This is a genomic window from Caenispirillum salinarum AK4, from assembly GCF_000315795.1.
Classification (GTDB): Bacteria; Pseudomonadota; Alphaproteobacteria; order Rhodospirillales; family Rhodospirillaceae; genus Caenispirillum; species Caenispirillum salinarum.
The window spans coordinates 31399-54041 of record NZ_ANHY01000037.1; the positions used below are offsets into that span (position 1 = coordinate 31399).

The 22643-nt window shown below is 69.2% G+C and carries 18 protein-coding genes; 6 read left to right on the forward strand and 12 right to left on the reverse strand.

The features are described from left to right. The first annotated feature begins 40 nt into the window (after positions 1 to 40). A complete protein-coding gene (locus C882_RS22020; RefSeq protein ID WP_009542904.1) occupies positions 41 to 622 on the forward strand; it encodes an LOG family protein in 582 nt (193 codons plus the stop codon). Between the two features lie 292 nt (positions 623 to 914). Here the strand turns inward: C882_RS22020 and C882_RS22025 are convergent, their stop codons facing one another. From C882_RS22025 to C882_RS22045, 5 genes are all read right to left on the reverse strand, one after another. Beyond that, positions 915 to 1808: an alpha/beta hydrolase gene (locus C882_RS22025; RefSeq protein ID WP_009542905.1), complete on the reverse strand. Its 894-nt coding sequence runs from the start codon at positions 1806 to 1808 to the stop codon at positions 915 to 917. 36 nt (positions 1809 to 1844) lie between these two features. Further along, positions 1845 to 2976, reverse strand: a protein-coding gene (gene prfB / locus C882_RS22030) for a peptide chain release factor 2 (protein ID WP_152415466.1) whose coding sequence is annotated in 2 segments (ribosomal slippage) — positions 1845 to 2906 and positions 2908 to 2976 — 1131 coding nt in all. Because the reading frame shifts where the segments join, the coding sequence is not laid out codon by codon here. Positions 2977 to 3062: 86 nt separating this feature from the next. Then, positions 3063 to 4604: an IS200/IS605 family accessory protein TnpB-related protein gene (locus C882_RS22035; RefSeq protein ID WP_009542908.1), complete on the reverse strand. Its 1542-nt coding sequence runs from the start codon at positions 4602 to 4604 to the stop codon at positions 3063 to 3065. 358 nt (positions 4605 to 4962) lie between these two features. After that, a complete protein-coding gene (locus tag C882_RS22040) occupies positions 4963 to 7755 on the reverse strand; it encodes a penicillin-binding protein 1A (RefSeq protein ID WP_009542909.1) in 2793 nt (930 codons plus the stop codon). A gap of 135 nt (positions 7756 to 7890) precedes the next feature. Then, a complete protein-coding gene (locus C882_RS22045) occupies positions 7891 to 9156 on the reverse strand; it encodes an N-acetylmuramoyl-L-alanine amidase (protein WP_085952463.1) in 1266 nt (421 codons plus the stop codon). Between the two features lie 670 nt (positions 9157 to 9826). Between C882_RS22045 and C882_RS22050 the strand changes: the two genes are divergently transcribed. After that, positions 9827 to 12547: an Rne/Rng family ribonuclease gene (locus tag C882_RS22050; protein ID WP_009542911.1), complete on the forward strand. Its 2721-nt coding sequence runs from the start codon at positions 9827 to 9829 to the stop codon at positions 12545 to 12547. Between the two features lie 156 nt (positions 12548 to 12703). Here C882_RS22050 and C882_RS22055 read toward each other — a convergent pair whose 3' ends face one another. Further along, positions 12704 to 13165 (reverse strand): YybH family protein, encoded by a 462-nt coding sequence (locus tag C882_RS22055; RefSeq protein WP_052000266.1) that lies wholly within the window; start codon positions 13163 to 13165, stop codon positions 12704 to 12706. A gap of 219 nt (positions 13166 to 13384) precedes the next feature. Here C882_RS22055 and C882_RS22060 point away from each other — a divergent pair, with 219 nt between their 5' ends. Further along, complete coding sequence (locus C882_RS22060; RefSeq protein ID WP_009542913.1) at positions 13385 to 14509, forward strand: helix-turn-helix transcriptional regulator; 1125 nt, start codon at positions 13385 to 13387, stop codon at positions 14507 to 14509. A 97-nt stretch (positions 14510 to 14606) separates the two neighbouring features. Beyond that, a complete protein-coding gene (locus tag C882_RS22065; RefSeq protein ID WP_009542914.1) occupies positions 14607 to 15044 on the forward strand; it encodes an SRPBCC family protein in 438 nt (145 codons plus the stop codon). A 48-nt stretch (positions 15045 to 15092) separates the two neighbouring features. Here C882_RS22065 and C882_RS22070 read toward each other — a convergent pair whose 3' ends face one another. From C882_RS22070 to C882_RS22090, 5 genes are all read right to left on the reverse strand, one after another. Continuing rightward, positions 15093 to 15875, reverse strand: a complete 783-nt coding sequence (locus C882_RS22070; RefSeq protein ID WP_009542915.1) for a hypothetical protein — start codon at positions 15873 to 15875, stop codon at positions 15093 to 15095. 109 nt (positions 15876 to 15984) lie between these two features. Next, positions 15985 to 16428: a YkvA family protein gene (locus tag C882_RS22075; protein ID WP_009542916.1), complete on the reverse strand. Its 444-nt coding sequence runs from the start codon at positions 16426 to 16428 to the stop codon at positions 15985 to 15987. 4 nt (positions 16429 to 16432) lie between these two features. Next, a complete protein-coding gene (locus C882_RS22080; RefSeq protein ID WP_009542917.1) occupies positions 16433 to 17227 on the reverse strand; it encodes a tellurite resistance TerB family protein in 795 nt (264 codons plus the stop codon). Between the two features lie 77 nt (positions 17228 to 17304). Then, on the reverse strand, positions 17305 to 18924 hold the full coding sequence (locus C882_RS22085; protein WP_009542918.1) for a B12-binding domain-containing radical SAM protein: 1620 nt from the start codon (positions 18922 to 18924) through the stop codon (positions 17305 to 17307). Next, a complete protein-coding gene (locus C882_RS22090) occupies positions 18925 to 19947 on the reverse strand; it encodes a tetratricopeptide repeat protein (protein WP_009542919.1) in 1023 nt (340 codons plus the stop codon). A 188-nt stretch (positions 19948 to 20135) separates the two neighbouring features. Between C882_RS22090 and C882_RS22095 the strand changes: the two genes are divergently transcribed. Both C882_RS22095 and C882_RS22100 read left to right on the forward strand, forming a co-directional pair. Beyond that, the gene (locus C882_RS22095) at positions 20136 to 21086 is read left to right on the forward strand and encodes an isocitrate/isopropylmalate family dehydrogenase (RefSeq protein ID WP_009542920.1); all 951 of its coding nucleotides are present in this window, start codon (positions 20136 to 20138) and stop codon (positions 21084 to 21086) included. 144 nt (positions 21087 to 21230) lie between these two features. After that, the gene (locus C882_RS22100) at positions 21231 to 21968 is read left to right on the forward strand and encodes a trypco2 family protein (RefSeq protein WP_152415468.1); all 738 of its coding nucleotides are present in this window, start codon (positions 21231 to 21233) and stop codon (positions 21966 to 21968) included. 87 nt (positions 21969 to 22055) lie between these two features. Here the strand turns inward: C882_RS22100 and C882_RS22105 are convergent. Beyond that, positions 22056 to 22643 (reverse strand): TCP-1/cpn60 chaperonin family protein (locus C882_RS22105; protein ID WP_043647224.1); only part of this gene is annotated, 588 nt, incomplete at its 5' end.

Consider the following 22643-nt stretch of genomic DNA (forward strand, 5'->3'; position numbering starts at 1 on the left):
CAGGCAACCCTTTACCCGCGATGCACCACGGAGGATCTTCATGCGGCGGCTGTGCGTCTTCACCGGCTCCAACGCGGGCGCCCGCCCCGAGTATGCCGAGGCCGCCGCGACGCTCGGCCGAACGCTGGCGGCGCGCGGCGTCGGGCTGGTCTACGGCGGCGGGCACGTGGGGCTGATGGGCATCGTCGCCGACAGTTGCCTGAAGGCCGGCGGCGAGGTGATCGGCGTGATCCCCAAGTTCCTCATGGACCTGGAAGTGGGGCACGGCGCGCTGACCGACCTGCGCGTGGTCAACACCATGCACGAGCGCAAGGCCCTGATGGCCGACCTGTCGGACGGCTTCATCGCCTTGCCCGGCGGCATCGGCACCATGGAGGAACTGTTCGAGGTCTGGACCTGGGGGCAGCTTGGCGAGCACGAAAAGCCGGTCGCCCTGCTGGACGTCGCGGGCTATTACGACGCCATGCGGGCCTTCATCGACCACATGGTGGCGGAAGGCTTCCTGCGCGACCACCACCGCGCCATGCTGATGGTGGAACACGACGCCGCGCCCCTGCTCGACCGGCTGGAGGCCTACGAGCCGCCCAAGCAGCAGAAGTGGGTGACGCCGGCGACCCGCTAACGGCCTGTACCCGCTGTATGTTTTTTTTGAGGCACCAAGGCACAAAGCACACAAAGGCTTTCCGGCTGCGCCGGAATGATATACGAGGGAGCCACGGGCTCCCTCGCGCTCCCGCGGCTATCTGATCCTTCTTCCCCGACAAGACAGAGCAAAGGTGCTCGGCGTACGGATGATTGCGCGCCTTCGCGCGCTGTCTTGGTGTCTTGGTGTTTGAAAAGGCACCGCGCCCACCAGTAAAGCCGCAGTACCAGCCACCAGCACACCGGCTTTGTGTCCTTCGCCGACTTAGTGGCTATCCCTGCACCACACCCGAGGCTTCCGTCCCCGGCGGGGTGCGGGGCTGGCCCCGCGCGCGAAGCGCACCCTCCACGGTCTCGGCGACCCACCCCGTAATCCGCTCCCCGGCCCCGAAGTCGAACAGGTCCGCGTGGCCCGCGCCGGGCAGCAGGACAAGCTCCTTCGGCTCCCGCGCCGCGGCGTGAAGGCGGCGGCCGAAGTCGACCGGCACAAGATCGTCGTCCTCGCCATGCACCACCAGCACCGGCGCCTGAATGCGGCCGATCTTGGCGAGGCTTTCGTAGCGGTCCTTGGTCAGGCGGTGGACGGGAAGCCAAGGGTATTGCAGCTTGCCGACGGCAGGGATGGAGATGAACGCCGCCTCCAGCACCAGCGCGGCCGGCGGATGCTCAAGCGCGAGTTGCGTCGCCACGCCCGAGCCCAGGCTTTCGCCGTGGATGACCAGCCGGTCCTCGGTCACGCCCTGTTCCTCCAGCAGGAAACGGCGGGCGCTTCGGGCATCGGCGTAGAGGCCCTGTTCGGTCGGGCGGCCGGCGTTGCCGCCGTACCCACGATAATCGAACAACAGCACGCCCATGCCGCTCGCGCGGTAGGCGGCGACCTTGAAGGCGCAGTCGGCCATGGAGCCTGCGTTGCCGTGGCAGTAGAGGGCCACGGGCGCCTCGGCGTGCGCCGGCGGCAGCCACCAGGCGTTCAGGGCCAAGCCGTCATCGGTGCGAAGCGTCACCACCTGCATGTCGCCGACACCGCAGGCGGCCGGGTCCGGGCGCTCAAGGCTCGGCGCGTAGAGCAGCGCGCGCTGGCGCAGGTACATGTACAGGACGGCGGCGGTGTACATCACCAGCACCGCCAGCCCCGCCCAGATGACAGTGTTGACCAGGAGTGTCATCCGTTCCCCCGCCCCCCGCATGAGGAACGGCGGGCCTCAGCCCGCCGCCGCCTCGTCGCGGCTTTCACCGCCCTGGATCTTGGCGGCCAGGGCAGCCGCCATGAACGGGTCCAGGTCACCGTCGAGCACGCCGGAGGTGTCCGACGTCTCCACGCCCGTGCGCAGATCCTTGACCATCTGGTAAGGCTGCAGCACGTAGGAGCGGATCTGGTGGCCCCAGCCGATGTCGGACTTGGCGTCTTCCGTCGCCTGGGCGGCCTCTTCCCGCTTGCGCAGTTCCGCCTCGTAGAGCCGCGCGCGCAGCATCTTCATGGCGTGGTCGCGGTTCTTGTGCTGAGAGCGCTCCGCCTGGCAGGCCACCACGATCCCGCTGGGGACGTGGGTGATGCGGATGGCGGATTCGGTCCGGTTGACGTGCTGACCACCGGCGCCCGAGGCGCGGTAGGTGTCGACCTTCAGGTCCTTGTCCAGGATCTCGATGTCGATGGTGTCGTCGATCACCGGATAGACCCAGACGGAGGTGAAGCTGGTGTGGCGGCGCGCCGCGCTGTCATACGGAGAGATGCGCACCAGCCGGTGCACGCCGCTCTCCGTCTTCAGCCAGCCATAGGCGTTGTGGCCCATGATCTTGACCGTAGCGGACTTGATGCCGGCCTCTTCGCCCTCAGACTCTTCCACCACTTCGGTCTTGTAGCCGTGGGCTTCGGCCCAGCGGACGTACATGCGCAGCAGCATGTTGGCCCAGTCCTGGGCCTCGGTGCCGCCGGCGCCGGCGTTGACGGCGAGATAGCAGTCGTTGGCGTCGGCCTCGCCGGACAGCAGGCTTTCCAGCTCCGCCTTCTGGACGTCGGTGCGCAGGGCGCGCAGGGCATTCTCGCCCTCGACGATGGTGTCCTCGTCGTCCTCCATCTCGCCCAGTTCGATGAGCGTGACGGCGTCTTCCAGCTGCTTGTGCAGGCCCTTGTAACGGTCGATGGCCTGGGCCAGATGGGTCCGCTCCTTCATCACCGCCTGAGCGCGGTCGGAGTCGTTCCACAGATCAGGGTTCTCGACCTCGGCGTTCAGTTCGTCGAGGCGCAGGACAGCCTGATCGTAGTCAAAGATGCCTCCTCAGCAGTGCCATCGACTGCTTGATCTCGGAGATCATGGTTTCGGTTTCGGCCTTCATGTCGTCCTCTCATGTCGGCGGGGAGGCCCCTACTTACGGAAAACCGGCGGCTTCCTCAACCGTTTATGTGTCTCGCATCTGACGTATCAGACGCGCGCCCGGGCAACGGCGGCCCGGACTTGATGATGGCCGGAGGCGGTTGTCGCTGTGCGCCGTCGCCGTCGCGCAGGCCCGGCTCTTGGCTCAAGCCGCCCGTCTTCGGTTGCCCCATCATCAGACCTCCGCGGTGCGTGCGGCACCGTGCCTCCCGCGGAAGCCATCAAGTGCACGTTCCGCCATCGGGACCACAGGTGCCTCGGCTGGCTCCTTCCAGGACCGCCGAGGGCCTTGTCGCCCATGCAGACGAAACGCTCCTCGAACCCTTGGGCCCGGCGCGCGATGACGAGCGCGGCGGCATGATGCCGGCTCATCGCCCGGCCGGTGGCATACTTGACCCCGCCGATCACGCTGGTGAAGGCAGGGTTGACGCGGGTGAGGTCGATGCCGTGCCGTCCGCAGCGGCTCGCAATCATCTCCCCGAACTTGCTGTAGGCGAAGGACGACAGGCGGCGGGCGTGCTTGCGGCCGTAGGTCTTCAGGGCCGCCTTCTTGCGCCCGAAATCGAGGTCTTCCACGGCGACGCCCGCCTCATACCGCAGCGCCAGGTCGCAGACCCACTTCACGGCATCCCCGATCATTGCCTGGGCTGTTCCGCCGTCCGTTCCGGCCACAGGGAACGGAACCGTCGCGCGCTCGACCGGATTGCCGTAGCGATCCGTCACCACGACGGCCAGATGTTCGACGTTGAGGTCCACCCCAACCGTTGCAATCCGGATGTCGGTGAGCTTGGGCACCTCGGGCTGTTCGATGGTGGCCCGGAGGTGCCACCGGCGCCTGTCATCGCGAAAGAACAGGAAGGTGATCCCAATGCCACGCTCCGCCGCGTTAGCCAGATCCTGCTGGCCGTAGCGGAACACCACGTTCTCGAAAACTACCCGGCCCCGCCTGTCCACGGGCGCACCGGCCGCCCGTGCGGTCTCGGCATCTGCGTCGGACAGGCGTAGGACCAGCCGCCCGTTGTATGGGTCGTATTGGGCCGTCTGGTTGCCCGCCGTCTCGTCCTTCGATCCCACCAGCAGGAAGCGGCCTTGGCGCTTGTCGCGCCACGCCTCGACAGCGCCTTGGCGCAGCAGATCGCGACCGCCGAAGCACAGCGCCGGCGGGCCCTCCAACGTCTTCTGGCAGGCCGCCATCGTATCCCGGCAGCGGCCGACGTGGCGCTTCTTCTGGTGGCACCGCATCTTTAACGACGCGCGCAGTGCCGGAGGCGCGCCGGCCATCTTGCGCTCCAGGCGCGCGATGTGGCCCTCCGTCTGCTCCATGCGGTCCCGAAGCCGATCAATCCTGTTGCGCATCATACCGCGCCAGGCGGTGACCGCTTGGTCGAGATCGAACTCGTTGGCAAGGGCCTGCCGCTTGGTCAGACCGAACCGTTGCTGCGCCTCCTTGCGGACCGCCAGCTTCGGCCGGCCCTTGATATGCAACTCCCGGAACTGCCAGTGGCGGGCTCGGGCCATACGGGCCGCGAACGGCGCCAGTACCGCCTCCGCTTGCTCGCTGCGGATGATCGTGCCGAAGGTCCGCATCATGGCTTCAGCGCTTCCGCCGCTTTCGTCGCCCTACGACGGACCGAGCGCTTCCCGTAGAGCCGTGCCGTAAAGCTCGCCGTCAGATCGATCATGTCGTCTACCAGATCCTCGTCGGCCTCCCGGTCCTCGACGACGAGGATCCGGCGCCCTTGCGCTTCAAGGGCAGCCTCCAGATGGCGCCCAGATTTTCGAGATGCCGCGCCTCTCCTCCCAAGCGTTAAGGATATCCCAACGTTACATCATGATGTTCGAGACTGAGCCGTAGGCTGCAGTTGTCAACCCCTTTTGGCTGTTGCACCGCCGAAAGACCGACGGCGGCCGAAGCACTCCGGCCGCCGTCGCCGTTGGTGATGGTGCGTCAGTACAGCCCGCCGGCCTGCGGCGCGCCGCCGCCGCCGCCACCGCCGGAGGCCGTGGGACGCTCGCCGTAACCGGGTGCGGTACCGCCGCCGGTGGATCCGGGCAGGCCGCCGGAGTCCATTCCGCCCCCGAACCCGCCGGCGTCGCCGCCAAGGCCGTCCAGCGTGCCGTCGGCGTAGGTGTCGTCGCCCACGCCGCCGGGGCCGACGGCATAGGTCGTGCCGTCCAGGCGGCGCTGGTTGTAGGGCGTCTGGCCGGGCTTGAAGGCTTCCAGGATCACGTCACTGTCCCCCGGCATGGCGGGGCGGCCGGTGTCATGGCTGACGCGCACCAGCTGGACGCCCGGCGGGATGCGAAACGGCGTCTTCTTGCCGTCGAGCGCGGCGGCCATGAAGTCCTTGAAGATGGGCGCGGCCACCGACGACCCGGTCTCCCGCGGACCCAGCGTGCGCGGATCGTCAAAGCCGACGAACACGCCCACCACCAGGTCGGGCGAAAAGCCCATGAACCAGGTGTCCAGGCTGTCGTTGGTGGTGCCGGTCTTGCCCGCCAGCGGAATGCCCAGCTCGGCGATGCGCCGGCCCGTGCCGCGCTTGACCACGCCTTCCAGGATGGAGGTCATCTGGTAGGCCGTCACCGGATCGATGACCTGCTCACGCGCATCGGGCACGCTCGGCACGCCCTGGCCGGTCCAGAACACGCCCTTGCAGTCGGTGCAGGCGCGGTCGTCGTGGCGGAAGACCGTGCGGCCGGTGCGGTCCTGCACGCGGTCGATCAGGGTCGGCGTGATCTTCTTACCGCCGTTGACGATCTGGGCATAGGCCGTGGTCATGCGCAGCACCGTCGTCTCGCCGGCACCCAGCGAGTAGGACAGAAGCTCCGGCATGTCGTCGAAGACGCCGAACCGCACGGCGGTATCTGCCACCGCGTCCATGCCGACGGCGTGCGCCAGGCGCACCGTCATCAGGTTACGCGATTTCTCGATGCCGATGCGCAGGGTCGACGGCCCGTAGTACTCGCCGCTGTAGTTCTTGGGCTTCCACTTGGGCAGGCCCGGCCCCTGGTCGAACTCCACCGGCGCGTCCAGGATGATGGAGGCCGGCGTGTAGCCGTTGGCCAGCGCCGTCATGTACACGAAGGGCTTGAACGCCGAGCCCGGCTGGCGCCACGCCTGCGTCGCCCGGTTGAACTCCGACGCGTTCAGCGAGAACCCGCCGACCATCGCCAGCACGCGGCCAGTGTGGGGGTCCATGGCGACCAGGGCGCCGTTGATATCGGGAACCTGGCGCAGGGCGTAGGTGTCCGTCGCGTCGGCCGGCGGAGAATCGGTCGTGCGGGCATCCGGTGCCTCAGGCGCGCCGTCGGCGGCGTCCTCCTCGGACACCGGTTCCACCAGCACCACGTCGCCGGCCTCCAGAACGTCGTGCATGTCCTTGGGCTGGGCGCCGTAACGCTGGTTTTCTAGCCATTTGCGGGCCCACTTGGCTTCCTCGAAGGGAATGGTGCCGGCGTGGTCCGACAGCCCGATGCGGGCCCGGTCGGCGGAAACCTCCAGCACCACGGCCAGGCGCCAGTCCTCCAGCGCGGCGGCCGGCTTTTCGATGTCCTGCAGCGCCCGCGACCAGTCGTTCAGGTCGTCGAGGTGCGCCACCGGGCCGCGCCAGCCGTGGCGGCGGTCGTAGTCCAGCAGGCCCTCGCGCATGACGCGGGTGGCGATGGACTGCAGTTCCGGGTCCAGCGACGTGCGCACGGCCAGACCGCCCTCGTACAGGCCCGTGTCGCCATAGCGGTTCTGCAACTCGCGGCGGACCTCCTCGGCGAAGTAGGCGCCGTTCTCCACCAGTTCGGTGTCCTCGCGCGGGCGCACCGTCAGCGGCTCAGCGCGGGCACGCTCGGCTTCGGCCGGGGTGATGTGGCCGTCTTCCAGCATGCGCCCGATGACCCAGTTGCGGCGCTCGATGGCCGCCTCGCGGTTGCGGTAGGGATTGTAGTTGTTGGGCGCCTTGGGCAGCGCGGCCAGATAGGCCATCTCGCCGATGGTCAGCTGGTCGAGCGACTTGTTGAAGTAGTTCAGCGCCGCCGCCGACACGCCGTAGGAGCCGCCGCCCAGGTAGATCTCGTTCAGGTACAGCTCCAGGATATGGTCCTTGGAGAACGCCTGCTCGATGCGGAAGGACAGGATGGCTTCCTTGATCTTGCGCTCGATGGAGACCTCGTTGGTCAGCAAGAAGTTCTTGGCGACCTGCTGCGTGATGGTCGACGCACCCTCGGGCCGGCGCCCGGTGCCGTAGTTCTTGATGTTGGTCAGAACCGCGCGGGCCAGCCCTTTGAAGTCCAGGCCCGGATGGCTGTAGAAGTTCTGGTCCTCGGCGGAGATGAAGGCGTCGATCAACTGCCGGGGCATGGCCTCCACCGGCACGAAGACGCGCCGCTGCACGGCGTATTCCGTGATCAGCCGCCCGTCGCCGGCATAGATGCGCGTCGCCACCGGCGGGTCGTATTCGGCAAGCTGGGTGTGGTCGGGCAGGTCCTGGCCGTAGTAGTTCAGCACCGCGAAGATGCCCAGCACGCCGACAATGGCGCCCAGGAACCCGAGGCTGAGCGTGAACACCACCAGCCGCCCGAACAGCGAGCGGCGTTTGCGCGCGGGCTTGCCGCCGGCGGGCGTCTTGCCGTTGCCATTGCCCTTCCGGCTGCCAGAGTCCTTGCCGCGCTTGGGCTTGTCGCCGCGCGGCGCGTCGTCGGGGTCGCGCTCGGCGCGCAACACGGGCTTCTTGTTTTCGTCAGTCATCCTGCCGGCAATCCGTGGTCGCCCGCGCGGTCAAGGCGGCGCGGGCCGTCGTGCCTCTTCATATCCTGATCGGCCCTGTTTGGCACGACAGAAGGGCATAAATGTGGCCGAGCGAACGGCGTAGGTGCGATGACGCTACGGCCTGTACGCCTTCTGGGTTCGGCTGAAGTGGCCGTCCAGAGCGCGCTGCAACGCGCCGCCCAACTTGGCGCGATATGACGCCTGACGCAACAGGCGCTCCTCGTCACGGTTGGACAGGTAGCCCATTTCAATCAGAACCGACGGCACGTCGGGCGCCTTGAGCACCGCGAAGCCGGCGAAGCGGTGGGTGCGGCGCAGCAGCTTGACGTCGCGCTTCAACTCTTCGATCACCGCCTCGGCGATGCGCGAGGACAGGTTCATGGTCTCGCGCTGGGCCAGGTCGATGAGGATGTTGGTGACCTCGGCGCTTTCGTGGCTGAGGTCGATGCCGGCGATGATGTCGGCCTTGTTTTCCTTCTCGGCCAGCGCCGCCGCCTCGGAGTCCGAGGCGTTCTCCGACAGCGTGTAGACCGACAGGCCGCGCACGTCGGGGCTCTTGATGCTGTCGGCATGCAGGCTGATGAACAGGTCGGCGTTGTGGCGCCGGGCCACCTCGAACCGGCCGCGCAGCGGCAGGAAAATGTCGCGGTCGCGGGTCAGCACGACCTTGTACTTGCCCGAGCGGTTGAGGATGTCGCGGAATTCGCGCGCAGCCGCCAGCGTGATGTTCTTTTCATAGACGCCCGAAGCGCCGATGGCGCCGGGGTCGACGCCGCCGTGACCGGGATCGAGCACGATCACCTTCTGGCGGTTGGGGTCCTGGCGGGGGTCCACCGGCGTCGGACGGATGGCCACCTGCTGCACCGGACGGTCCGGCGTCAGCTCGGGCTTCAGCGCGCCGATGCGGTTGCGCGGGCCGGCGGCGGCGACGAAGGTGGCGTGGCTGGCTTCCTTCAGGTCCACCACGAACCGCCAGCCCGTCTGGCCGTTGGGCGGCAGCAGGAAGGCCTGCTTGACGGTGGCGGGACGCACCAGGTCGAGCACGATGCGCGACTGGCCCGGCTGGAACAGGCCCCAGCGCAGGGCGTCGACCACGCCCCGGCCCGTGGGTATGTGTTCCTCGCCGAAAGTCCATTCCACCTCGGGCAGGTCGACCACCACGCGGTAGGGTTCGGGCAGGGTGAACAGGGAGAAGTCCACCTCGCTGGACAGGTCGACGACGAAGCGGGTGAAGTCCTGGTGGTCGCCGAGACGCACGCCCGAGGCGCGCACCAGCGCCCAGGCCTGGCTGGGACCAAGCACGGCGGTCAGCGCCGCGGCGGCAGCACCACCCAGCACCACGCTACGTCGGGTCGGTTTCGGAAGCGCCTTCCCGGCCATCTTCCCCCTCACGGCCGTCATTCGGACACCCGCGCGGCCGACTGGCGGCCGCGCCCTCGCATCGGTGTGGCCGGCTCGGCCACTCTCTCGCTCTCTCAGGATCAACGGCGGTGCCGCTGCCCGTGTTTGTAGAAACCGCCATCCCGTGGGATTAACAACCGGTTAAGCGGCTTTCGTTGAACCATCGCATGATCTCTGATCTGGAGTCGCGACGCAAGCAAAACCCGACTCGGGCGACGGTATCGGTTCGGCCGTCATAATAATGTGTGTGCGCGGGCAACAAACCGTTGTACGGCTGCCCGCCCCTCGCTATGTTGGTTTTGCGAATTTCCGCTGTCGGCGGAGATGATCCTGACCCGCCGTCCCAGCACTTGCGTGACGGCGGCCGGAAGGCTGGAAGACAGTCCAGCAGCCGCCGACGGCCTGTTCGAATTTTGGTCCGAGGCCGGTTTGCAGTTCCACGGCATTTTGACAGCGAAGCAACGTCCGACCGCGTCCGCAGCGCCCCTTTCGGCGCCGCGCGCGACGGACGCGCATCAGCGCGCGTTCCCGGAGGCTTCCGCCTCGCCTGTCCATGCCGCATCACCCGCACGCCGCCTCGTCGGATTGATCCCCCATCCCGCCGAGCGCCGCGCGCGCCGCGGGGTGGCGATGCGGAGTCACAGGTTTAATGGTCAAGCGTATGCTCATCGACGCCACGCACTCGGAAGAGACGCGGGTGGTGGTCGTCAACGGAACCCGTCTTGAATCCTTCGACGTCGAAACCAGCACGAAGAAGCAGATCAAGGGCAACATCTACCTCGCCAAGGTGATCCGCGTGGAGCCGTCGCTCCAGGCGGCCTTCGTGGACTACGGCGGCAATCGCCACGGGTTTCTGGCGTTCAGTGAAATTCATCCCGACTACTACCAGATCCCGGTCGCCGACCGGCAGGCGCTGATCGAGGAACAGAAGGCCGAGGCCGCCCGCGAGGCCGCCGAGGACGACGACGGCGACAACGGCGACGACGTCGAGGATCTGGGCGGCGACGAGGGCGAGGAAGAGCGCGCGCCCCGCGCCCGTTCCAGGCCCGCGCGCAACTACAAGATCCAGGAAGTCATCAAGCGCAAGCAGATCATGCTTGTGCAGGTGGTCAAGGAAGAGCGCGGCAACAAGGGCGCGGCGCTGACCACCTACATCAGCCTGGCGGGCCGCTACTGCGTGCTGATGCCCAACACCGCCCGCGGCGGCGGCGTCTCCCGCAAGATCACCAACGCCACCGACCGGCGCCGCCTGAAGACCATCATGTCGGACCTGGACGTGCCGGCCGGCATGGCCGTCATCCTGCGAACCGCGGGGTCGGAGCGCTCGAAGGCGGAAATCCGCCGCGACTACGACTACCTGATCCGCACGTGGAACCAGATCCGCGAAACGACCATGGAGTCCCGCGCGCCGGCGCTGATCCACGAGGAAGCGAACCTCATCAAGCGCAGCATCCGCGACGTCTACTCCGCCGACCTGGAAGAGGTGCTGGTGGAGGGCGAGGAAGGCTATCGCCTCGCCAAGGACTTCATGAAGATGCTGACCCCCAGCCACGCGAAGAAGGTCCAGCGCTACCGCGACCCCATCATGCCGCTGTTCCACCGCTATCAGGTGGACAGCCAGCTTGATGCCATGCACAGCCCCGTCGTGCAGCTGCGCTCGGGCGGCTACGTCGTCATCAATCAGACGGAAGCCCTGGTCGCCATCGACGTCAACTCCGGCCGCGCCACCAAGGAGCGCCACATCGAGGAGACGGCGGTCAAGACCAACCTGGAGGCCGCCGACGAGATCGCCCGCCAGCTGCGCCTGCGCGACCTGGCCGGCCTGATCGTCATCGACTTCATCGACATGGAGGAAAACCGCAACAACGCGGCCGTCGAGAAGCGCCTCAAGGAAGCCCTGAAGACCGACCGCGCCCGCATCCAGGTGGGCCGCATCTCCGCCTTCGGCCTGCTGGAACTGTCGCGCCAGCGCCTGCGCCCGTCGCTGATGGAAACCAGTTTCCACAGCTGCCCGCACTGCGGCGGCACGGGCATGATCCGCTCCACCGAGTCCACGGCGGTGCACATCCTGCGCATCATCGAGGAAGAGGGCGTGCGCCAGCGGTCGTCCGAGGTGACCGTGACCGTGCATCCGTCGGTGGCGCTCTACATCCTCAACTACAAGCGCGAGGCCCTGGGCGACATCCAGGCGCGCTACGGCATCCATGTCTACATCCAGGGTGACGAGAGCCTCATCCCGCCCGACCACCGCATGGAACGGGTCAAGGGCGACCGCCGCGAAGAGGTTCGCATCGCCGCCGAGGCCGCCGCCGCGCCCGACGAGGACGAGGCCGAGGAGACTCCCCCCGCCGCCGCCGCACCGGCCGAGGCCGCCAGGCCTGCACGCGCCGAGGCCGAGGCCGAGGAGGATGAGGACGAGAAGGGCAACGGCAAGAAGCGCCGCCGCCGCCGCCGTCGCAAGAAGCGTAACGGCGACGCCGTGGAGGCGCAGGAGGGCCAGGGCGAGTCCGCGGGCGACGCCGCCGGCGCCACCGAGGCCGCCGACCGCGACGATGAGGCGCGGGAGGAGCGCGAGCAACGCGAGGCCGAAGCCGCCGAGGCCTCGGACGAAAGCCGGGACGAGCGCGGCGACGAGGACGAGGGCGAGGACGGGGACGGCAAGCGCCGCCGCCGCCGGTCCCGCCGGGGCGGCCGCCGCCGCCGCAAGTCCGCGACCGGCGAGGATCAGGACCAGGACCAGGACCAGGATCAGGAGCACGAGCAGCGCGAGGGCGCCCGGCCGGCTCCTGTCGCCGCCGAGATCGCCGAGGATCACCCGCACCCCTCCGAGGTCGAGGTCGAGGTTGCCGTCAGTGACGAGGACGAGGGCGGCCATCTGACGCCCGACGTGGACGAGGAACCCGCACCCGCCGCCGGCCGCAAGCCGCGCCGCCGCCGCACCCGCAAGCCGGAAACCGCCGAGGCGACGGAAGGCGCCGAGGAGGAAGCTGCACGCGCCGAGGCCCGCGAGGCCATGGCCGAAGCCGCCGAGGCGGACGCGGACTCCGACAGCGCCGGCCGGACGGTCCATGTGCATGTGACGTCGGAACCCGTCAAGCCGCGCACCGGCTGGTGGGACGCGATGCCGCAGCCGGCCCAGCCGGCGGAAACGACCGCCACGGTGACCGCCGAGCCGGAACCGCGCCCCGAGCCGGAACCCGAGGCACCGTCCGAGCCGGTGGCCGAGACGACCGCTCCTGCGCCGGAGCCGGCCGAGGAAGAGGCCGCCGAGGAGGAAGCCCCCGCCCCGGCGACGGCCGCCGCCTCGACGCCGGAGCCCGAGGACCTGCCGGTCAAGCCGCGCCGCGGCTGGTGGGAAATCGGCGGCTGAGGCCGGCTGAAAACACGAAAAGGCGAGGGACGCCCGCAGCCGCGGGCGTCCCTTTCTCATTCGTGCGTTCCGGCAGCGTCTCCGCGCCCCGCGAAGGACGCGCCCCGGGTGCTGCGAGGGCTGGTCGCCCCCGGGGCGCGTCCGCCGACGGCCCTTCTAGCCGCCGGTATTCCAGACGTGGGACTGTGACAGCCATTCCCCCGTCTGCGGGTCCCGTTCGTAGACGTTCATCATGATCCCGCCGAACGCCGGACGCTCGCCGTCCTGTTCGCCGCCGAGCGCCGACCACTCGGCAACCTGATGGAGCCCCGGGCCCTTGCTGCCCACGACCACTGGCGTCAGCTCGTGGTTGCCGGCACCGGAATCGATGAAGGCCTGGAACAGGTCGCGGATGGCGTCGCGCCCCTGAACCACCTGCCCGTTGCCGGGCGACACGACGGCATCGGGCGCATACAGCGCCGCCAGCCCCTCGGCGTCGCCGCTGTTGAAGGCCCGGTTCCACTTCTCGTTGATCTGCGCGACGGTCTCCTCCGGAGGCCCCATGCCTTCCGCGGAGGCGGCTGAAGGCAGAGCAACGGCCAGCGCGAGCGCCAGCAGGGGAAGCCTGATCCTGGACATGGCTGCGGTCTCCCGTTTCACCTGTTGCGTGGTTGCATGCCCCGAAAAGCCTGACGCAACCCCGGGGCCGGCAAAACCCCCATCCGGGGGTTGACGTGCCCGGCGTGCTACCACGGCTTCCCACGTCGCCTGCCCATGTGACGGATTGGTTACATCTCGCCGCCCTGTGGCATCCTTATCCTGGGCGTGATCGAACGGACCGGCGGCCAGGAGGAGCGGATGCCCCAGATGGATGACGCCGTTGCCCTGCTCTACGAGACCGTCGAGACCCCGGCGCTGTGGACCGAGGCCGTCGCCGCCCTGACCGCCGTCGTCGGCGCCGAAAAGGGCGCCATGTTCGGATCGATGCCGGGACGCCCCGACGGCTTCGCCACAAGCGGCTATCCGGCGGAGCAGGTCGCGGCCTACCAGGACCACCACTTCCGCAAGGACCTGTGGGCCGAGGCCGCCCTGAGGAGAGGGCCGCCGTCCGGGGAGCCGTGCGCGAGCGAGGACCTCGTCCCCGAGGCGGATCTCGTGGACAGCGCGTTCTACAACGACTATCTGCGCCGCTTCGGCGACCGTCACGGCTGCGGGCTCAACTTCCGGTCGCCCGAGGGGGCGATGACCGTGGTCAACTTCGTGCGTGGTCCGCGCCGGGGCCCCTTCGGCCGCCGGTCGGTGGAGATGCTCAGGCAGGCCAGCCCGCACATCGCACGCGCCATGACGTTGCGCCGGCTGCTTGGCGGCGCCAGGGCCGGGCGGATGCGCCTGCAGGCTGCGCTCGACGGCCTGATCCAGCCGGTCCTGGTGGTGGACCGCCGGCTCCGCGTCCTGGAAATGAACAGCGCGGCGGAGCGCTTCCTCTCGGGCAGCAAGGCCTTGCGCTGCCGGGCCGGCGTGCTCGGCACGGGCGCGCCCTCGGCCGACCGGCAACTCGCCCGGCTTGTGGCCGATGCCGTGGCGGCGACGCGGGCCGGCGGCCCGCCGGGCGGTGCCGTCCTGCTCGATGCCGGCGACGGCGACCGCGTCGAGGTGGCCGTCACTTCGGTGAGGAGCCGGAGACCGGGCGATACCGAGGTCGGTACCCTCGCCCTGGTCGCTGTCGCACCATGGCGCGGCCTGACTGGATCAGGCGCCGCCAGACACCGCTTCATGGAAGCCCACGGGCTGACGCCGTCGGAGGCCGGCGTTCTCGGCCTTGTCGCCCAGGGTCACGGCGTGCCGGACATCGCCGCGAGGCTCGGGCTGACCACCGGCACGGTCAAAAGCTACCTAAAGTCCCTGCATGCCAAGCTTGAATGCAACAGCCGCCACGCCCTCGTGGCCCGCGCGCTGCGCTCGCCGGCGTGGTGGATCGGCTGACTCCGCAGTTCGGCCGTCGGACGCGCCGATCCGCGACCCGCACCCGCCTTCCCCGCGTTGATCGGGTAGCGCGAATAGTGATCCCGGAGGAACAACCATGGTTCGCATTGTCGACAGCATTACCGTTCCCGCTCCGGTGGAGCAGGTCTACCAGTTCATGGACGCGTCCATCCGGATGATCGAACTGACGCCCGGCATGCAGAAGTCCGGCGACCTGGGCGGCGGCGGCGCCAAGGGCAAGGAATCGAAGGTCGAGTACACCTACGAGGTCACCGGCATGCCCATCCGCGGCGTCGTCGAGATCACCGAGACAGAGCAGAACCGCAAGGTGACCTACAGCCTGTCGGGCCCGACGCCGGGCACCTTCACCTGGAAGTTCACGCCCGAGGACAACGGCACCAAGGTGGAACTGGAGGCCGAGTACGGTTCGCAGATGCCCATGCCCGACAGCATGCTGGCCTTCTTCACCAAGGCCTACAACGAGAACAACATCAAGGTGATGCTCGAACGCCTGCGGGACCAGTTCAAGACCTGATCGGTCGCGTGGGACACGAGGGGCCGCCACGCTGCCCCTCGTGTCCCGTCACGACGACGCCGCGCCGCCGGCCGGCCGGAAACACAAGCCGAGGGTGGACCGCATGGTCCTTGCCTCATCGGGCGTGATCGCGTCATCGGCGACGGCCTCTATCACGACGTCGCGAAGAAGCCCCCGCACGGTGGCCGGCGTCATGTCGGGATGCCGGTCGAAATCGGCGCCAAATCCGTCCCGGGCGCGTGCCTCGAACCGCGTGTAGACCTCGCGCACGGCCGGGCTCATCTCCATGGCGCAGGCGCGCACCTCCGCTCGCGTCAGGCGGGCGGCAGGACCTTCGGCGGGTGGCTGATAACCCGGCGTCTGCGGGTCCCAGAGGTCGACGTAGGAGCGGCCGCCGTACGTCCGGCGCGCCAGGACGACCTCGCCGTTGGTGAACACGTCATAGCACAGGCGCACGTTCCAGTTGGCGCACAGCCGGCCCCGATCCACCTCCCAGGTGCCGCCCTGCACTGCCGTCACGCCCATGCCGCCCGCCACGCGCTGGCGCGACACGGCGGTGCCGGTGAAGCCGTACTGGAACACCTCGGGATTGCTGCTGAGGTAGTGGACGTTGAGCGTCCGCCCGGCTACGAACCGCTCGATCTCGACCGGCGGAAGCAGCCGCCAGCCATCAGGGACCGCCGCGCGGGCCGTGGGCATGGCATCCGCCACGGCAGCCCCGACGCGAAGGTCGGCGCGCGTTTCCTCCGAGACCTCAACCGTCGTGCAGGCGGACGACGCCAGGACAAAAGCAAGAAGGGCGGCGCGGGCGCGAAGGTAGCGGAAGATCATGCGATGTGGTCCAGGCTGGGGATAGACCGCATGCCTGTACCACTTTTTATTACAACAGAGCAACGGGCGGCCGTATACCCCGCCGCAGCCCCCCCGCCCCGCCGCCGGCTCAGGCGCCGCGCTCGATGGCCGCGGCCTCCTCGGCCGGACCCGGAACGAAGGCCGCATCCCCGGTGCCGGCCCTCCAGGCCTCGTAGCGCCTGAGGTCCTGCCCGATCAGCTTCAATGCCAGCCCCAGCACCGTCGCGTCGTCCAGCAACCCGGTCGCGATGATGACGTCGGGCATCAGGTCCATGGGATTGAGCACGTAGAGCAGCGCGAACACCACCGACGCGATCGTTTTCCACGACACGTCCCGGTACCGCCCGGTGCGCCAGTCGTCCAGCAGGCGCAGCAGCAGGCGACCCTCGCCGGCGAAACGCGCCAGGGCGCCGCCGGTCATCTTGGTCTCCACCTCGCGTGCACGGCGGAGCGTCGCCGTCACGTCCTCGCGCCGCACGGACCGTGCGCCGCGCTTGAGAAAGCCTGTGTCGATGCGGTCGAGAACGCCCATGGCGTCAGGCCTCCTCGCGGCCCAGTTCCAGGCGCGCTGCCTCGATCTTGGCGTCCAGGTGGCTGATCAGGTCGCGCGGCAGCCCCAGCGCGCCGGCCAGCCGCTCCAGGTACTGGTGCTCGGCCGGTACGTCGGGATCAATGGCAAGCCTGGAGGCCGCGTACAGCTCCGCCCCCTGCTCCGGCGTGCGGGCGAGGCGGGCGACGGCGAAGGCATCCGACTCCTCCGAGAAGGCATCCAGCAGGAACCCCTTCTCCTCGGACGACAGCTCCTGTTCGGCGATCTGCTGCTGGATGCGGGCGTGTTCGTCGCGATCGATGTGGCCGTCGCACTTGGCGGCGGCGATCATGGCGCGGATCAACGCCAGGCGGAAGTCGGCGCCGGCGCTGTCCTGATCGCTGTCGGGGGTGAAGCCGCTGGAGGCCGGCGGCGGCGCCAGGTCGAGCCCCGCACCCTGCCCCACGCGGGCCGGCGCGGCTTCCTGCGGGTCGCGGTTGCCCTTCCAGTCCGACCATGCCTTGTAGGCCAGGCCCGCCAGCAGCGCCGCGCCGCCGTACTTCAGCGCCTTGCCGCCCATCTTGCGGCCCTTCTTGGACCCCATCACCAGATTGATGAGGCCGCCGGACAGCGCACCGCCCATCATGCCGCCGGTGAAGCCGGAGCCGCCCTTGCCGCCACCGCCTTGGCCGGAGGAGTGCTGACCGCCGGAGCCGCCGCCCATCATGCGGCGCGCCTCCCGCTCCAGCTCGCGCGCTCCGCTGGAGCCGAGAACGCCTTCCATCAGCCGCCGCACGTCCATGCAAACCCTCCTTCACCGAACCGGTTGAGATCACTGTCCCCTAGATGGACAGAATCCGGCGCCAGGGCAAGCGGCGGTCACCACACCGGTTGCAGGTCGAAGGTCTTCACCTTGGGCACGCTGTCGGGCGCGTTGAGCATGGCGCGCACGGCGCCGGTGCCCGGCAGGTCCTTGTCGAAGCGCGGCGTGCCCGTGGGCTGGCTTGCGTAGCACGCGATGATGTGGTCGCGCGGCGTCCCGAAGTAGCGGCCGCGCGGGCTGAACAGGTCGAAAACGTGATCGCGCAGCACCTCGGCATAGCGCCCGGCGGTCTGCTGGTCCAGCCAGCCGTCGGGCTCGAAGCCCACCAGTTCGCCGTTGGCGAGCGAGCGCTTGTAGTAGACCTTGCGGATGCCGAACTCTGTCGGGCGGTCGTGAATGGGCGTGCCGGGCTCCAGCACGAAATGGCCGCACAGGATCTGGTCGATGTACGCGCTGTTGCGCAGCATGAAGTCGACGGTGTCGTCCAGGTCGTCCCGCGTTTCCGTGGGGAAGCCGACGATCAGGAAGATGTGATTGCGGATGCCCGCCTCCGACGCCAGCCGCAGCGTCGTTTCCGAAGACTCCACCGTGTTGCCCTTGTCCATGAGCGCCAGGATGCGCTCCGACCCGCTCTCCAGTCCCCAGTAGACGGCGCGGCAGCCGGCCTTGTGCATGAGTTGAAGGATTTCGGGCGTGAAGTCGGCGGTAGGCTTGGCGAGCGCGTAGTAGTGCAGGTCCAGCCCTTGCGCCAGGATTTCCTCGCTGATCTTCTTGAAGCGCTTGGCCGAGATCATCTCGTCGACGAAGGTGAACAGCCGCGCCCCGCGCGCCTCCTGCTGGTGCGCCATCTCGCGTACGACGCGGTCGATGGCCTGGGTCTTGTAGGTCCCGGCGTAGGAGGCGAAATGGTTGCAGAAGGTGCAGCGCCGCCAGTAGCAGCCGCGCGACGACAGCACCGGATAGACCGGCTCGGGCACGAAGTACTGCGGCGGGTCGAAGTCGGCGAAATCGGCGAACGGCTGGGTGTTGTAGTCCACCGGGAAGCCGTCGCTGCTGACCTTGGCCCGGCCTGTCGCCGGGTCGTGGAAGGCCAGCCCCGGGATTTCCGGCAGCGGGTCGGCGCCCGACCGAAGGGCCTCCACCAGCGCCAGGAAGCAGGCCTCGCCGGCGTGCAGGACCAGATAATCCACGTAGTCCTCGGCCAGAAAGCCGTCCAGGTTCACGGCCTTGAAGAAGCCCCCGCCGAAGACGATGCGGATGCTGCGGTCGAGCCGGCGGATGGTGCGCGCCAGCAGCACCGCATAGGGCAGCTGGTCGGTGTAGGTGATGGAGATACCCACCACGCCCGGCCGCGTGGCCACCAGCGCCTCGGCATCGCGGATCACCCACCAGGGCGTCGGCGCACCGGCGCCTTCCGCGCGGCGCACGCGGTTCAGCCCGTTGTCGTAGAACAGCGAGAAATACTTGATGAACGGCTGCAAATGCCGGTCATACGTGGTGGGATCATCGAACTCGGCCCCGCCCTCGCGGAACACCGTGCCGGCGGCAACGAAGGCCTCGCGGTCCTCGAAGGACGGGTACAGGGCGTCGTCGCGCAGGGCCCGGTACAGGCCGTCGAACCGCCAGGCGTTGGTGTCGGCGCAGGACGCCTCGAACCCCTCGCCCTTTTCCGCCACCTAGCTTTTCACCAGCGAGATGCCCAGGGGCACCGCCGGATAGTGGCCGAAGCCGTTGACCAGGATCACGCGGCTGGGATCGGCCGGAGCATCGGGAATGGCGGTCGGCGGCGCCTCGTACAGCAGGTCGAGGAACCGCTTGTCGTAGCCCGGCACGGCCTTGCGCGCGGCCTTGACCGCCTCGACGGCCTCGGCATGGCGGCCGGCGGCCTGCAGGCTTTCGACCAGCGCGGCATGGGCGTCGCCCACCTTGGGCGCCAGCGCGATGGAGCGCCGGAAGGCGTCGATGGCCTCGTCATAGCGGCCGGCGTCGTGCAGGGTCGCCCCCAGCACCCACAGCAGGCGCGGCGGCTGCGCGTCCGGGCAGCCCAGCGCCGCCTTCACGGCCGCCACCGCCTCGTCGTACCGGCCGCGCCGGCGCAGCAGGCGGCCGAGCAGCGCGTGCGCGGCCGATGCCGAAGGCGCCCGGGCCAGCAGCGCGCGCACGGCCTTTTCGGCGTCCTCGGGGCGGCCCTGGTCGAGCAGCACCGCCACCAGCCCGTCGGTGGCGGCCGGATTGCCGGGTGCGGCCTTGACGGCGGCGCGGGCCTCGGCCTCGGCGTCGGCCAGCGGTCCCCAGCCGCGCAGCGCGGCGGCGCGGATCAGGCGGGCGGACAGAACGGTGCGGTCGGCCTTGAGCGCGCGGCCGGCGGCCTCGGCGGCTTCCGTGTAGTCACCGGCGAAATAGAGCTTTTCGGCAATCTGCGTCAGCGCCCTGGCCCTGTCCGCCCCCTTCAGCCGCTTCGGCAGCCCCAGGGCCGCGGCGGCGGTGGCCTCGGCATCGGCGCGACGGCCGTCCTGCCACAGGGTCACCGCCTCCTCAAGGCGCGCCTCTGGCGGCACGGCGGCCATGGCAGGCATGCGCGCCGGTGCTCCGGGCATGACGGTGGGACCGGCGGGACGCGCCGGCCGGGCGGCGGCCTTGGCGGCGGACGGCGCGGCGACGGCGGCCAGGGGGAACGGCGGCAGCGGCTTGCCGGACATGGCGGACCTCTTCTTCGGAAACCGCCCGGAGTATGCGGAGAAAACACAGTCGGCACAACCATCCGCGACTCGGGGGTTTTTCAGCGTTTGAAATCCCGCGCCGCGCACCGATGTCATGGTCGTGCGCTGCGGTACTCCCCCGTCCCCCAATCCGGCTCCCCGGCCGCGCGCGCGACAAGGAGGCCCTTATGACCACCCCGATCCCCATCACCGTCTGCGAAGGCGACGGCGTCGGTCCCGAGATCGCCGACGCGGTGCTGCGCATCCTGGAGGAAGCCGGCGCGCCCCTGGCCGTGGAGTTCGCGCCCGCAAGCCGCGCCGCCGCCATCGCACGCAACAGCGGCGCGCTGCTGTGCGGGCCGCTGAAGGCGGAGACGGTGCGGGACCTGCACGCCGAGGCCGCAGTGGTGGCGGAGGTGCGGCGGGCGCGGGCGCCGGCGCCCTTCGTCCGGGCGGCGACACCGGGCCTGGACCTGACGGTGGTGCGCGCGCTCGACGATCGTCCCGGCGCGGTCGCGCGCGTGGCGGTGGAGGCGGCCCGGGCTCACGGACGGCGGCGGCTGACCGTGCTCACGGGCGGCAGCCGCGCCGATGACACCCTGGTGGACGCGGTCATGGCGCACGCGCCCGCCGACCGGCTGCAGGTAGAGCGCCGCCCGGTGGACGCGGCGACGGCGCAACTCGTCACCGAGCCGGGCAGCCTGGAGGCCGTGGTGGTCCCGGCCGTGCACGGCGCCGTGGTCGCCGGGGTGGCGACGCGGCTGGCCGGGGGCACGACGCTGACGTCGCTGACCATCAGCGGCCGCGGCGGCGACGCCTTCGCCTGCGCCCACGGCCCCGCCTTCAGCCGTGCCGGCCAGGACGAGGCCAACCCCTCGGGCCTGCTGCTAGCGGCCGTCGACCTTCTGATGCACCTCGGCCTTGAGGACGACGCGACGCGCATCCACAACGCCTGGGCCCGCACCATCGAGGACGGCATCCACACCCCCGACCTCCACCATCAGAGCACGAGCTGGCGCAAGGTGGGCACCGGCGGCTTCGCCAAGGCCGTGATCACGCGCCTCGGCCTGCGCCCCGTGCACCTGCCGGCCGCGCCGCATGGAACCGGCAAGGACGGCCACATCCTGGCGGCAGAGTAGATAAAGGATCACGTACGGGCGCGACCGGAGCCGGCGAGACGTCTCGCCGGCTCTTATCTTTCGAGGTACCCCTCCCCTTCGCCGCTTGTCGGAACACGAATCAAGAGCATCATACCTCATTCACCACCTTTCAGAGATGGTAAGATGCGCCTTCGCTTCTTCAAGACGGCACTGCTGGCTGCAACACCCCTGGCCCTGGCGGCGTGCGCCGGAGCCGATCGGCCGATCGAGCCAAGCGCCGTAGCAATGGAAGACATGGTTTCTGCTGTTCAGCAGGAACTCGCGGTCATGGGCGGGTTTCTTGAAGATCAGAGGAAGATGTGCCCGTCCGACAAAAGCCTGGGCCTCCGGCCCGAGACGGTGAAGCTGACCGCGAAAGCGGTTGCGAAACGGACCGTCGACGGCGGGGTCGAGTTTCAACTGGTGACGCTGCCCATCGGCGGCGGAGCCTCGGCGGCGACCGAGCGCAGCGGTGTCCAGACCTTCGAAATGACCTTCAATGTCCCGACCCAGGGCCCCGGCGGCGCCCTTCTGTCGGCGCCGCTTGAAGAAGTCGGCAGGGACGAAAAATGCCAGGCGGTCATGGACCAGCGCCGCGGGCTCAAGACCACCGCCCCGCTGGCCTATGCGATCCTCGATGTTCGGCAGGCGGTGTTGTCGGGCCTGGATTCCGCTGACGGCCCCCAGCTGTCGCCCCAGACGATGAAGGCGACCTTCGGAGTGACGGCGGTCGAGCGGCAGGAAGGCAGAGCGGGAATCGATATCCTCGTCTTCAGCGTCGGTGGCGGCGGCAGCCATTCGACAAGCAACGGACAGACGATGGAAATCAGCTTCACGAAGCCGGCGGAGGACGCCGAAGACGCCGCTCCCGCCGGAAGTTGAGGGCCGTACGCAGATGGAAAAGGGGCCGCCCCAGCCGGGGCGGCCCCTTCCTCTTGGCGTTCGGCCGGTGGCCGGACGGTCGGGCTCTTAGAAGCCCATGCCGCCCATGCCGCCCATGCCACCCATGCCGCCCATGTCGGGCGCGCCGCTTTCCTTCTTCTCGGGGATCTCGCCCACCATGGCTTCGGTGGTGATGAGCAGGCCCGCGATGGAGGAGGCGTCCTGCAGGGCCGCACGCACGACCTTGGTCGGGTCGATGATGCCGGCCTGGACCATATTGACGAACTCGCCGGTCTGGGCGTTGAAGCCCATGTCGACGTCCATCTTCTCCAGCAGCTTGCCGGCGATCACGGCGCCGTCATGGCCGGCGTTCTCGGCAATCTGGCGCACCGGGGTCTGCAGGGCGCGGCGAACGATCTCGATGCCGACCTTCTGGTCCGGGTTGCCGCCTTCCAGGCCTTCCAGCGCCTTGATGGCGTACAGCAGCGCCACGCCGCCACCGGCGACGATGCCTTCCTGGACGGCCGCGCGGGTGGCGTGAAGGGCGTCGTCCACGCGGTCCTTCTTCTCCTTCACCTCGACCTCGGTCGCGCCGCCGACCTTGATGACGGCCACGCCGCCGGCCAGCTTCGCCAGACGCTCCTGGAGCTTCTCGCGGTCGTAGTCCGAGGTGGT

What these genes read in the sequence shown, in the direction of transcription:
- C882_RS22070 (WP_009542915.1), bottom strand. Translation starts at nt 15,875, where the DNA reads ATGATCTTCCGCTACCTTCGCGCCCGCGCCGCCCTTCTTGCTTTTGTC.
- C882_RS22055 (WP_052000266.1), bottom strand. Translation starts at nt 13,165, where the DNA reads ATGTCCAGGATCAGGCTTCCCCTGCTGGCGCTCGCGCTGGCCGTTGCT.
- C882_RS22045 (WP_085952463.1), bottom strand. Translation starts at nt 9,156, where the DNA reads ATGGCCGGGAAGGCGCTTCCGAAACCGACCCGACGTAGCGTGGTGCTG.
- C882_RS22040 (WP_009542909.1), bottom strand. Translation starts at nt 7,755, where the DNA reads ATGACTGACGAAAACAAGAAGCCCGTGTTGCGCGCCGAGCGCGACCCC.
- C882_RS22090 (WP_009542919.1), bottom strand. Translation starts at nt 19,947, where the DNA reads ATGTCCGGCAAGCCGCTGCCGCCGTTCCCCCTGGCCGCCGTCGCCGCG.
- C882_RS22020 (WP_009542904.1), top strand. Translation starts at nt 41, where the DNA reads ATGCGGCGGCTGTGCGTCTTCACCGGCTCCAACGCGGGCGCCCGCCCC.
- C882_RS22025 (WP_009542905.1), bottom strand. Translation starts at nt 1,808, where the DNA reads ATGACACTCCTGGTCAACACTGTCATCTGGGCGGGGCTGGCGGTGCTG.
- C882_RS22065 (WP_009542914.1), top strand. Translation starts at nt 14,607, where the DNA reads ATGGTTCGCATTGTCGACAGCATTACCGTTCCCGCTCCGGTGGAGCAG.
- C882_RS22035 (WP_009542908.1), bottom strand. Translation starts at nt 4,604, where the DNA reads ATGATGCGGACCTTCGGCACGATCATCCGCAGCGAGCAAGCGGAGGCG.
- C882_RS22095 (WP_009542920.1), top strand. Translation starts at nt 20,136, where the DNA reads ATGACCACCCCGATCCCCATCACCGTCTGCGAAGGCGACGGCGTCGGT.
- C882_RS22050 (WP_009542911.1), top strand. Translation starts at nt 9,827, where the DNA reads ATGGTCAAGCGTATGCTCATCGACGCCACGCACTCGGAAGAGACGCGG.
- C882_RS22075 (WP_009542916.1), bottom strand. Translation starts at nt 16,428, where the DNA reads ATGGGCGTTCTCGACCGCATCGACACAGGCTTTCTCAAGCGCGGCGCA.
- C882_RS22100 (WP_152415468.1), top strand. Translation starts at nt 21,231, where the DNA reads ATGCGCCTTCGCTTCTTCAAGACGGCACTGCTGGCTGCAACACCCCTG.
- C882_RS22060 (WP_009542913.1), top strand. Translation starts at nt 13,385, where the DNA reads ATGCCCCAGATGGATGACGCCGTTGCCCTGCTCTACGAGACCGTCGAG.
- C882_RS22080 (WP_009542917.1), bottom strand. Translation starts at nt 17,227, where the DNA reads ATGGACGTGCGGCGGCTGATGGAAGGCGTTCTCGGCTCCAGCGGAGCG.